Here is a 13,279-nt window from a genome sequence, read left to right on the forward strand (position 1 = left end):
TTTCTAGTCGATGGTTCGAATGCTTAGCGCCGGTCTTCAGTTACGCGGGCCATGCGGGGTAACGGGCCGTGTAGCTGACGACAAACAAGATATCGGCGATGGACTCGTCGCCTATCAACTGACTGACTAAACGCCCGTCCGCCAGCCGATCGCTAAGATCCAAATGCCAACGTCCGACCGGCGACTTACCCTGCAACGCCAACCAACTCGCGGCATTGCCGCGCCGGCTGCTGGCGATACCGGCAACCGCCGTCGCCGCACCGCCGACCGATTCGGCATTGCCGTTATCAAGGCCAAGAAATTTGATCGGCAGTTCCGGCAAGACCAAGCCATCCTTACCCACGAAGTACAGCACCAGCTGCGATATCGACACGTCCAGCGCGTTCGCCGGAAAATCACTTTTTGCGATATCCCACTGCACGATATTGGGTGTCGCTGCCTGATCGGGATGATTCAAGTCGTACCAAAGGTCCGGGAATTGATCGCGCAAGCCGAACGAACGGTCGGCACCGAAATCGGTAGGCAGACTTTGAATGACCTGCTTACGGTATTGCCAGCTATCCAACGCGGTGTAATCCAACGTGACCAACACGTCGCCGATGGTGGTGAAATCGAAGGGGTTAGCCGCCTTGGGCATGCGCAATTCCCAAAAGGTATCGACGCCGACCGATTCGAACGGCATCAAAAATTCCGGCTGTTGATTGAGTTCGAATACCCCGGTCGCATTAACCGCGCCGGTCAGCGCTACCGACTGCATGCCATGATGCACTTCGACCTGCCGGAAACCGCCGTCGTCAACGACCACCCGCGATACCCCAAGATTGGTCAGCGTGGCGTGAACGCCTACCGTCGGCGGGACTAACGCGACCACGCTGGTCCGCGCTTGGCGGATCAAACGCAAATAATGGCCGGGAAAATCCCGGTCGAACAGCGCCATCGCGGTGTTGAAGCGAATCACCCCGGTATCGCGGAAGCGTTGAAATTCGATCGGCGACAGCGCCGCCAGCGAGAAGGTCTTGCTCATCTGCAACTTCCGGCTATTGCTCAGGAATGCGTACTGGTCAAGCTCGGTAATATCCTGCAACAAACGCACCGAGCCGGTCATGCCGCGATGGTCGGAAGGCTGATTGGCAGAACCGTCGTTCGGCGCTTGCCAATAGTCGGCTTGGATGAACGCCGGCATCGCTTGTTGGCGCTCGAAGATCAGTTGCGTTTCAGCTAGCCGCGCGGTCGCGGTCGCTTGTTGCAGAAAATAACCGTATGCGCGTTGTAGAACTTGAGCCATCCATTTGTAGAGTTCGGCATTGGTGAACTTTTTGGACAGGAACTGAACCATGTGCATCGCATGCTCGGCCTGAGCCTTGGCGATCGCATATTCTTGATCAACGACGGCCACCTGATCACTAGAAACTTTGATTTGCGCATTCCCAATTTCTTGATCCTTTTGCGCCAATGCCAATTGCCGCCGCCATTCCTGCTCTCGACGTTCGAAACTTGCTCTAAGTCCAGTGACCTCGGCATTGGACTTTTCCGCGGAACTTTTTATATTCAAGCCTCCGCTGATAACAGAACCTATATTTGCACCGTTTCCCAGCGCGGTCGGCAAATAACTCCATAAAGCCGACATCCCGCCGGTGAGTCCCGCGGTCACCATTGGCGAGGCCACGGCGAGCGCGGTAGATGCGACGCTCGCAATTTGGCCGAACAGCCCCCAATCGCTAGTATGTTCCAAGGCGTGAAGTTGGTCGGTCTCGTTCGCGGTTAAACCCGATTTGAGTAAATCTTGATAATGCTCGACCTGCAAATCGCTGCGGCCTTTTTGCAATTGCACGACGCTGGCGGTATCACCGACCTCCGTTTGGCGCTTTTGCTGCAACTCTTGTTGTTTTTGGGCTATATCCAGGCCCTGGCTGGCCTGTTCAAGGGTATAACTTTCAGCAAAGTACTTTTCCAACGTAGACAGAAACGCGGACTCGACTTGTTCCGCCGTCGAAGTCAGTTGTTTGGCGCGCTCGATCAAGACCTGATAACGGTATGGCGTCGGTTGGCGCATCACCATCGCGCTACCGGGCGCCGCATTGACGCGCTCCATCCCGGCAATGTTCAAGCCGCCGCGCAATTTTTGCAGGTTTACCTCCGCGCGTTGCCGCAGCGCTTGTAGCAGCGCGTTTGTTAGCGGTTTTCCGCTCAATTGCGGCGGAACGCTGATGACCGGCGAATTTAACAACGCTAATACGTCGAGATAGCTTACCCTCGCTTGCGCCAAACTTTGCGGCGTTTCTTGACTGAACAGGTCATCCGCCCAGGCCAGCAAGCATTCGCTCAATGCGGCAATGGTATGGCGGGTATAGACGTTACCGCGAGTTTCGGCGAATTTATGCGGGTTGAAATCGCCAGTCAGCCAATCGTTGGTCAGCGCAAAATCCACCGGATCGTTCTCTTCCCACACCAATCCCAAATAGACTTTCGGATTGCCTGGCAAATTGTAGGCATAAACCGCTTGATACCAATCCAGCGCCGCGCGATAGTCCTTGGATCTCGTCAAATGTTGCGCCAATAGCATCGGAACGAAATAAAACACTTCTTGTACCCAGGCCGGCGCGTCCCAGAAATGGGTGGCAGTCGGTGCCGTGTCATCGGTCGGTACCGTGTCATGCAGTACCGCGCTAATTTTGTTACGTAGCGCGGTCACGGCGTTCACCGATGCCGGTGCCTGTAATGTAAAAGCGTCGCCCAGTTGCTGCTTGGCTTCCGCCACTTCGTTTTTCAGTGCCGATAGATAGTCGGCGGCTAGCGTTTTTGCCGTCGTCCCGGTAACGCGGGATTTGTCGTTCAACGGTTCGACCAATTTAAATCTGAACGAGTCGGTTTGGCCGCGCGCTGCCGGTTGTAATGGACGGTGATCGGCTTGCAGAAAATTTTCCGGAAACAAAAACACATTCATAGCCGACTGCCAGGCCGCAAAATCGCTCATCCACTGCCATTCCAGGTCGAATGCCGCCAAATCGACCTGCAATTTCCAGCCGCCGATTTGGCTAGCGCCCACGGCGGGCGTTATATTCGCCAGACGTTCCCGCCGCAGCGCCGCCAGCACGGATTGCAAGGTCTCTAGCCCCTGATCGATTCGCGATAACGTTTGTTGCCCGCCGGCTTTGAAATCGATGAACAATTCCTGGGTCAGGCGTTCCGCGACATCGGCATCCGCGTCCAGGTGGGCAGCTTGAGCGACGACGTTTATTAATCGGTCGCGCAGTAACGGCAAAACCGAAGCTTCCGTGACATCCACCGCGGCAATCAATTGTTCGCGCGCAGCAGCATCGGCATCGATGCGCGCTTTTAACCGATGCTCCCAATCCTGGCGCCGAGCAATGCTCGCTCGCCAAGCCGGCAAAGGCTTGGATTCCCCGGCCGGTTCCGGAATAACGAAGTGGTCGGGGCCCAAAGCTAGCGCCGCATTGACTTCTTCCTGGCGCCAGTTGCCATACAAGTCGCGCAGTTTCCTAGTCTGCACCAGAACCGAGAAGATACCATCCCATTCCGCAGGTAGCGGGGTATTTCCGCCCGTCAACACGGCATACTGGTTCAGCAAAAACAAAAACGCCGGGCTGTCGAGGAATAAGCCTTTCAGCGCTTCGCCGATGTCGTGCCCTTGTCCGTAGTCGGCAACCAATGTTTTGAATTGCGCGAATTTACCAGCGCCCAACCCGGTTTCGATGGCCGCTTCGAATAGCGCCGCACCGCTACCGGTCAATTGCCGCAATGAGTTTTCGATCTGATCCAATTGGCTTTTCCGCGTGGTAAACCAATCTTTAACCGTCTGCGACTTCAAGTCGCCGGCCGTTAGTAGATCCGGATCCACAATCGGAATCGGCGTCGCGGCAAACGGTGCAATGCGAACGTTATCGTCCTGCTGGCGCCACTGGTATCTGAGATATCCTTGGCGCTTGCGTAAGTACAACGGCGGTATCGCTGTCGACGCAAACGGATCGTTGAGCGCCGTGGTGTCCGCCAAACCGAACAAATTTTGCAAAGCCGTTTCGGTCAATTGGTCGTCGGCGACGACGAAATTTTGCAAAGCATCGGCTCCTATGCCTAGCCGTTCGGTCAACGCGATGCGAACACCGGCGGGAGCGCTGGCGGCCAAGCGAATTTCGGTCACCGACGTACCCAACTGATTCAACAAGACGCCGTATGCCCGCCCTAAGTAAGCGGCATTGGCGGTCGTGCTCCCGGCCACGCCACGCGTCGCAATGTAGTCGCGCAACACCTCGATCGCGATGCGCGTTTGCCGAACGTATCGCGTCGCTATCGAACGATTGGCCGGGTTGACCAGCACGCTATAACGTTGGCAAAAAATACGGCTGAAATCGTCGGCACTCGGCAACTTGTCGTCGCCGTTGGCGTTACCGCTATCGATGCGCGACGCAGCAAAACTCAGTAAGTTACCCAGGTAAGAAACCGCGCCGGTAACGTATTCCGGATCGGCGGGTGTGTAGGGCGCAACCACGTCGACGGTCAACGATGCACTGCTTTTCAAACTGAAGACGTCGGTGGCTTCGACGGACAGAGTATGCGTTTTAACCTGATCCACAACAACGTCGGTTTGCCAGCGACCGGTAACGGCGTTCAAGCTCAGGGCGCCCATCGGCGTGCCGTCCAATGTCCAGGTCAGGCCTTGTAGACCGCGATTGTCGGAGGCAATCACTTCCAACGGTATCGTTAAGGTGCCGCCGGACAATTCGAACGTCTGATCGGGCAGCGGTTTGGTAACGGCAATGGCCGGTACCAGTTTGTCGACTGCGATGGGCAAATAATCCACACGGACTCGCGCTCTTGTATCGGGATACTCGGCAATGGCGGTAATCCAGAGTAGTTGATCGTTATGACTGGCCTTGTCGAGCGGCATATCGCCGCTGAACGACCACGTCCGGTTGCCGTCGCTCGACGCCAGCGACAATTTGCGGGCTGTGGAGTCCGTTCTGCTGTTGCCGAAAGAAACAGATAATTCCATTTCGGAGGTAACGTCTTCGGTTTCTTCGGATTCATTGTTATACGTAATGGTCACCTTTCCGTACGCATTTCCTTCGAGGTCCAAACGAGTCGCATTCGATAGGTCTATATTCGCGGCCGGAGGGAAGCCGTTGACTTTTGTAATTGAGATATTTAAAGAATACGATCTTCCGGTTTCGGTTATTTTTGGCGGTTCGTTGTCCATGCGTTTTCCCTTATGTTTTTAAGTAGTATCCAAAAGATACCCAAAATTGGTAGTTGAATAATATCGATGAATTTAGTTCGTAGTTTGGCAGGCCAATTTAGCTGGCTTTCGCAAACATTAATAAACCCCTGACTAATGAAGACTTTTCAAGAAAAACCGATACAAAACTCTTCGAATTAATGGAGTCTAAAATCCAAGAGCGAACGTATTAATCAAAGGTTTCCTAAGCGCTTGTATTCCGTCGAGTAGCCAAAGATCCTTACGATTACCCGAAGCTAGGCGCGCCTACGGGACTAGAACGGAATCTCCGGCGACGGCCGGGCTACGCCGCCACCGTAAACGTCATAGGTCACATCTGTGTTTCTGGGTACCTTGATCTGCATGCGGGCATAGCCGAGCGAGCCCAGGCCGACTTCCAGTTTCTTGTAGTCGTAGCCGTTCAGGGTTTGCTGTTGCCGGTCGAACCCGAACCAACTGACGCCGTAACGAACTTTAATTTGCGCGCCGTCCGGCGCCTTGAAAAAGGCCGTGCCGTTGGCGTTCCAAAACGACTCGACGGTACGCCAGTCGCAGCAGGTGATGAGCTTGGTTTTGAGCATGGTTTTTTCCTTTTAAGTAGTGTTTTTGAATTTCCTGAATAAGATGCAAGATTTACTGGCCTAGCCCTCATATCTTTATTGGATCAAATATGCCCTTGACTATTGATTTAATTTCCAGTGTTTCCTAGATTGGGACAGGCCGTTCGATTAGTAAAACGTAATCGGACGAGCTTTAAGCTTGCACTCTTCCGATTACCTTCTCGTTCGTACGATTACACTATCGTTAATCGTACCTATACAAGCCCACGGATTGTCTTCGCCGATAAAGCTTTAGTTTCTCCAGAAGTTTGGATGTACCGCCCAACCGCCCTCAAATGCAGTTCTCACTTGGTTTTTCCCATGTGGCTCCGCGACATAGGATTCCCTTTTCGGCAAGCCCAACGATTGCCTCAAATAATTCACTCTGAGCTCGTTAATACCAGCCGAATTGTTGCCTGCTGGCCCAACAGGGTCTTTTGTTCCTTTAACGTTGTGATCTCGTTCGTGCAACAACACAAACAAAGGCCCCATAACGCGATTAATATTTGGATTTTCTAGAAACTCGCTTCCTTTTTTACTGTTTCTACTAGCGAAGTAATGAGAGCTTGCATCATAATCGCCTGGATCAATCGCAATGGCGGCAGTTCGGTCATCAGCACTTCTTCTTCTAGGCCACGCATACCCCAAAGCATTCGGCGTACCTTGATTTAATTGAGTGTGGGTTAACGCTACTTCTAGTTTGCGAGATTCTGGAAGGTTATTGGGAAGTAGTGTTTCAATGAGCTCTTTATAGAGCTGAACCGAAGTCGTCACGCACCTGCTATCGGATTTACAACGATTGTTCGACTGACTAATAGCTTCAAATTCAGGTATCTTTTCCATCAGTTTATCGGCATCTTTTTGGTCAACGACACCATCCCCGGTTTGGTCACCTATTTGGATAACACCACGCTCCGGGCTATATGTTGTTTTTATTCCAGTCAAGTTTTCGATATCTTCTTGTAACTGTTGTACATACTGGTCCTGCTGAACTTGGGAAACTTCGCCTCCTCTTGCTTTACGAACGTCGATTTCGAACCCTGTTGAGTCCGTATCAACTATTGGCCTGTTTTTTACGTAAACGTACAGGTTTAGCCCGCCTTTTATCCCTATCGGATCACAACTCACCCACCTTCCCAACCAAGCCGCGTAATACCGCGCCGCGTGATAATTCAAGCCGCTTTCCTCATCCCTTTCCTTGCCGGTAAATCGATAGCGCTTTCTGGCGAAGCTGCCGAAGCTGGTCTCACCATACGGCGTGTACTCCTCACGGTTCAGCCAGACTCCGTCGCCGCTTATGACCACATGGCTACTGCCCAGATGGTCGCCCAAGTGGTACTTCACCGCAGGGGTGGTGTCGTCTGGGAACGGCGTGCCGACTCTAACTAGCGCGATGCGCGACTGGTCATCCATGACGTCCAGGGTGTTGTTTTCCTGCACGGTGGCGCCTTGCACCGCGCGGTGGTATTCGAACAAGCCGCCGATGTAGACGGTAACGGTATACTCGCCGCCCTGCTTGCGAGTGAGTTTTTTCACCCGCATGCCGCCGGTGTCGTACAGATATTGCGCGTGTACCGAAGGCTCGCTACCGGCCACCTGAATTCGGAAGGCTTTTAGACGGTCGCCGTGGTCCCAATCGAACCGGCGGGTTTGATGTTCGGACAGCATGTTGCCGTTGGCATCGTAGGCGTAGCGGTAAACGCCTTGGCCTATCGTCACCGTGTCCAAGCGGTTATTGCCGGCGGCATTGGTAAACACCCGGTTGCGAGCGCCGTCGGCCAACTGGTGCTTCATTTCCAGCATATTGCCCAGCGCGTCGTAGCGGTATTGCTGGCTATAGGCGCGGGTGCGGGTCAGGTCGGTGCAGCGCGGCTGATCCAGCCAGGGCGGCGTTTCCGGCGCTTGGTCGCATTCGCGGCCGGTGGCGGACAGCAGACGGTAAATCGGATCGTAGGCAAACTGGCGCAGTAGAGCATCGCCGGACGCGAGCAGTTGCTTGAGGGCATTGTCGGCGACCGAGGCGGCGGCCGGATTGTTCAAGATGCCGCTGCCCTGGGCGCGGTCTTCGATTTGCAAGATATTGCCGACCAGATCGTAGCGGTAGGCAAAGTCCTGCAAGGCTTCGCCATTCGGCTGGTAACGATCGGCTTCCGGTTGGCTGTAGCGCTCGGTTCGTAGCCGCGACAAGCGAAAGGTGCGTGGATCGTAAGCATAGCGGCTCATCACGCCGTTGCCGTAGGCCACCAACACCCGTTGGCCCTTGGCGCTATAGGCAATTTGTTGCACGAATAGCTGGCCGTTAAGTTTGACTTGCGCCAAGCCGCCGGCCCGGTTGTAGACCGGCAAAAGCTCATGGCGCTGGCCGGTGACGTCCTTGGGGTATTGCAGGCGCTTGATGCGATTCAGCGCGTCGAAGCTTGAGGTCGTTTCGTAGACGCTAGCATCCAGCAGGGTTTGCGCATGCGCGGCCAGCGTGGTGCCGGCCGGCGCCTGCCAATCGATGCGATAAGCGTCGACGGCCCAATTGCGCGCGGCGCCGTTTTGGTAAGCGCTCAGCAACGTGGCGTCGCTAAGCACCTGCCGACGTTGGCTGAGCGGATTGCCTTTGAAATCGTAGCCCGGCACGCTAACCCATCCGGCCTCGTCGTAATGTTGATACAGCTTACCGAGCAGGTTTTGCTGTCGCGCCGCATCCGCGCTCAAACCCGATTCTGGCCGGTCGCCGTAAATCGACACTTCGCGTAGCGTCAACGTTTGGTTGAGGCCGTCCCTGGCCCACAGCCGGTTCGGACGATTCCCTTCGTCGTAACCGTGCAGGGTTAACGCGCCCTTGCCGTCGCGTTGTTCGAGCGGATTGCCGATCGCATCCAGTACCGTGCGCCGCAGGCCGGCATCGATACTCTCCGTGCGCCAAGGCCGATTCAACAAGTCGTAGTCGTAACGGAAAGCGACTCGGTTCAATGCGTCGGTAACGCTGAGCAAATTCCCGCGAATATCGTAGTCGGACCGGGTCACGTACCAATCGGCCGGACTGGCGCCGTTCCGCGCCGTGGCCTGCACGGTGCGTCCCAACGCGTCGATGAGTATACTGGCCGGCGTGTTCCAGTGGCTTTGGAAGGCTTGCGACGTCGCGGCATGGGTGCGGCCGGCATTGTCATTGGCGTCGTAGGTATAGGCTTCCCAAGGTGTCGGCGCGAATTGCTCGGGCTCGGCCAAGCCGGTAGGCACGCCGTAAATCACCCGTTGCTCGGAGCCGTCCGGGTTCAAGGTGCGGATTACCTGACCGCGCGGATCGTAGCTCATGATCGCCTTTTGGCCGAGCTGCGCTTCGCCGGGTGTGGCGTACCGCCAACCTTGGCTATAAAACGGCTCGTATTTTTCGACCACCCGACCCTTGTTGTCGTATATCTGCCAACCGCTGACCAGCACGTTGGGCTGGGCGGCCTCGGCGTTGCGGCCCCCGGCAAACGCCAACTTGGTGCCGACTGCGTCGGCTTGATCGATGGGCAAAATGCCGCCGCCGAACGTGGCGTTGCCGAAGCGAATCTCTTCCGACTGCATCCTGGTTTGCAGCAAGCGACCGAAGCCGTCGGAATATTCGACGCTGTCGATAGTTTCGTCGCATTGCGGCAGCGGTACGTCACTGTCGCTGTCGTGATATTGATAGCGGCGAGTACGCACCGAGACCGGTTGGCCGCGTTCGCCGAACGCGGCCAAGTCGTATTCCATCTCGATACTGGGCCTATCGATGTCGCCCTCGGCGGCATCCGCCTTGCCTTGTATCAGCGTGGCTTGAGGCAGGCCTAGCGGCGTGAACCGCGCTCGGCTGCGATTGCCGTTAGGGTCGGTGACGCATGCGGCTTGCAGGACGCGGTAATCGTATTCGGCTTCGACCATCAGACCCAACGGGTCTAGGACTCGAACCGGTAACAATTGGTAGACATCGTAGGCAATCGTTGTCGCGCGGCCGAGCGGGTCGCGCTGCTGTAACAACAGCCCGCGAGGTTTGCCCGACACATTGTCGCTTTGAAAATCGTAAGCATGCGCGGCCGTCACAACGAAATAGCCCGGCGCCGACATCGCGCCGGCGCCGCTTGGACGGTAAATGTAACCGGCCAAGCCCGGTAGAGTGCGGAACTCGGCGGGATAGTCATCGTTCCAGGTCGCTCCGGCCGGTTGCAGATAGGGGGGGATCGTGAGGAGGGCTTTTCTTCGCGACGATTTGTGAGAGGCCAACGCGGCGACTCCCCGGTGCTTGCCGATGGCGGCCAGGGATTGATCGCCGGGAGCCGGATCGGCAATCGGGTCGGCCGCACCGTAGAGGACTTTCAATTGCGCGTCGGTGAATGCCAGGTGCTCGGTCCGGGTCAGCGCGCCGAAATCGCCCAATTGCCCGAACGGCAAACCGGCGAACGCCGGCCCGTCGTAGAAATTCAAGGTTTGCGCGAACAACTGGCTGGCCGCTTTGCCGGATTGCACGGCACTCCACAGCATCGACGCCGATCGTTTTCCGTCGTTGATCACTTGGTATTGGCTGATCTTGACGGTCCGGTCGATCAGGTAGCGCCGGTCGTCGTCGAGTTTCGCATATACGGTTTCGCTGATGGTCGCCAGATAAGGCGATACCGGGCCGGAAGCTGCCGACCGGTAATCGCGGCCGCGCGGCACGGCAATCGCCAATGCCGCGGTCGAGCGGCCGTATTGATCGGGTTCGGCCGTGAATGCCAATTGCGTCAACGGCTCGTTGCCGCGTTCCCACTGGCTGGTGCGTTCGGCCAACCCATAGGCGAAATAAATCCCCGGTCGGCCGCTATCGTTCGGCGGCGGAACTTCTTCGCGCACTCCCTGAAGGTGTTCGGTCACGGTGTAGGGCCGATTTTCGCGTTCGCTGCCGTCCAGCGCATACAATTCGGTGCGCAGAACGCTGCCGCGTAAAGCCCTGAGGGCGTCGCGCTTACGCCGCCTGGGTAGAGCGTTGAGTTTGGCGGTTACGGCAGCGGGGCGGTCCAAGGCGTTGGTATCTCCGGGCCAAAATTCGGGCCGGCAGTCCAGTTCCCGCCAATCGCCGAATTCGTCTCCAACCGGTCCTTGATGAAACCAAGTGCGGGTTTCCAGCGGCGGCGAAAACTGTTCGGCGCCCACCGCTTCAAAAGCTCGCCCGCCGTGCAGTCCACTACCGTGAAAGTCGGCAAAGACTTCGCTGTCGAGCTGATCGACCCGGCCGAAGCCTCGAAATTCGCGCTCCGCACCGTCCCAATAGCCGTGGCGGTAACGGTATTCGCTGGTGAGTTTGCCTTGGGAAATTTGGTCGATGACTTCGACCTTGGCAACCACTTGCACCGGCATCGGCAGCGGGGTTTGCCAACGATAGGCCGGATGCGCTTGGTCCTCCAGATAAAAACGCGTGGACGGCGCGTAAGCGACTTTGGTCAGCGCCCCCATGTGGTTGTCCATTTGCGTCAATAAATACGGCTTTACGCCGCCGCAAAAATCCAGGAAATACATCGGCGGCCGGCCCGAGCCGTCGGCATCGCGGCTCCACAACAAGCCGCGATGGCCGCTGCCCAGTAAATCCACCAGGCGAATCGCATCGATGTCGGTAACCGCCGGGGTGCCGGTGATTTCGATGGGGTCGCTCCACCGGTTTCCGCTCTGATTAATCCAGATCAGGACTTTGCGATCGTCCACGTAGACGATGTCGGCCAGTCCGTCGCCGTCGATATCGTCGATCAAGATCCGTTTCGGGTCGTAACCGTAGGGCAATCGCGGACTATGCGCCATCGCGACGCGAGCGCCCCAATCGCCGTATCCAAGATTGGGCCAATAGCTGACGTTGCCGTCATGAATCAGTGCGATGTCTTGCAGACCGTCTCCGCTGAAATCGCCCCATTTGACGCGCGGATCCGAGAAATTGACGTTGGGGAAGCGCTCCAAGGCTTGACGTTCGACAGCCCGGCTGGCCTGCCAGCCAACATTGCGGTCGTTGAAGAAAACTTCGAGGCGGTTACTACTGCGAATGGCATCGGTCACGCCATCGCCGGTCAGATCGACCAGTTTGACTTCGGGGTCCTGGAAGTTAAAGCTGGGGGCCACGGCATAACGGCGAAAGGCGCCTTTATCCCATAGGCCGTCGTAGCGCAACGGGAAATAGCCGGACAGATTGTCTCGGTGCACCAGCAAATCGATACGGCCGTCGCCGTCGGCATCGATCAATTGCACGCCCGCCTGACCCAAATTCAAGCCGGCCGGCGCGTCGGCCATGGGTCGCGGCTCGGCGAAACGGCCATCGCCAAGATTACGCCAATAGCGGGCGGTACCGTTCAGTTGCACGATGTCCGGCAAACCGTTACCGAACAGATCGGCCAATTCGTATTCTGGATGGGCTAGCGACGCCGCCGGCAATGGGCCCTTTACGGCAAAAAAGGTTTGCGCCTTTGGTTGAAAACGGCTGTAGTCGAAAGTCAACGGCGGCAGAAACTCCGTAGCTTGTCCGTCGCGGCCTTCGACGCGAATCCGAGCAAGTAAAGAAGCCCCGTTGGCCGGCAAATCCGCGCCACCGAGTTGATCGAGATAGTCCAAATGATAGTTGCGAGTCAGCCTTTCTTGATCGGCTTGGGTATAGATCTCGATCCGAACGCAGCGGCGCGTCGTACGTACCTCGAAGCCTGCGCGGTAGTCGGAAAAAGGGTCCGGGCGGTCTGCGTAAACAAAACGCACCCGGACCAGGAAGTGCGGATTGGCGGGATCGCCGTAGTCCGCGTAGCGCAATTCGGATAGGTAAAGTTGATCCCAACGGCGCAAAGCACCTTCCGGCTGAATGTCGCGCTCGTAGACATAGTCGATGCGATTGCCGAACGGATCGACGGTTTGGCTGAGTTTCCAGGCGAATATTCGCTGCCGGTCGTTCGGGTCGGCAATCGTCGCCAGTTCCGGCGCGGCGGTTGCCGCGGAACCGTAGTAACTGACCAGGCCGTCCTTGCTCGAGACTTGCCAATAGTCACGTACCTTATCGCGGCGATGAACGATGCGGGCAAACAGCCCTTCCGAACGAGGGCGGTAACGGGTAATGCCGCTGGCTTCGTTGACCGGTACCAAATCTTCCGCGCCGGAAAGCAAGAAGGTGTCGCTACGGTCGTCGTAGCGCGGCAGACCGCCGGACGTTTTACGCATCACGCCAGGTACGCTGAGTGCCCAGCCAAATCCGAACGGGCCGTTGCCGCTACCGGTACTGTAACCGAGCGTCAAATGCGGTTGGAAGCCGTTGCGCCCGGAAGGCAGCGCAATAGGTACGCTGAAGTTCCCGGTGCCGGTATGTAAGTCGGGAGAAAACTTTTCGCCTAAGCCATGAATTGCCCCGCCGCCTTGCGGCAAGCCGATGATTTGACTGGATGTGCCTGATTTGTTGCTCATTTAGGTACCGAAAATTTGGTCGTATCGTTGCGGTTTT

At 56.6% G+C, this 13,279-nt stretch carries 3 protein-coding genes; all 3 read right to left on the reverse strand.

Translation table 11 applies throughout. From position 1 onward, the window contains the following. Positions 1 to 40 precede the first annotated feature (40 nt). Positions 41 to 5,065 (reverse strand): neuraminidase-like domain-containing protein, encoded by a 5,025-nt coding sequence (locus tag BJL95_RS15610; protein WP_139306282.1) that lies wholly within the window; start codon positions 5,063 to 5,065, stop codon positions 41 to 43. 443 nt (positions 5,066 to 5,508) lie between these two features. Further along, positions 5,509 to 5,814 carry a hypothetical protein gene (locus BJL95_RS15615; protein ID WP_071159205.1) on the reverse strand — a complete coding sequence of 102 codons (306 nt, stop codon included), beginning with the start codon at positions 5,812 to 5,814 and terminating at the stop codon, positions 5,509 to 5,511. A gap of 270 nt (positions 5,815 to 6,084) precedes the next feature. Further along, positions 6,085 to 13,242 (reverse strand): SpvB/TcaC N-terminal domain-containing protein, encoded by a 7,158-nt coding sequence (locus tag BJL95_RS15620; protein WP_071159207.1) that lies wholly within the window; start codon positions 13,240 to 13,242, stop codon positions 6,085 to 6,087. Between the last annotated feature and the right edge of the window lie 37 nt (positions 13,243 to 13,279).

The organism is Methylomonas sp. LWB, from assembly GCF_001856095.1.
Taxonomy (GTDB): domain Bacteria; phylum Pseudomonadota; class Gammaproteobacteria; order Methylococcales; family Methylomonadaceae; genus Methylomonas; species Methylomonas koyamae_A.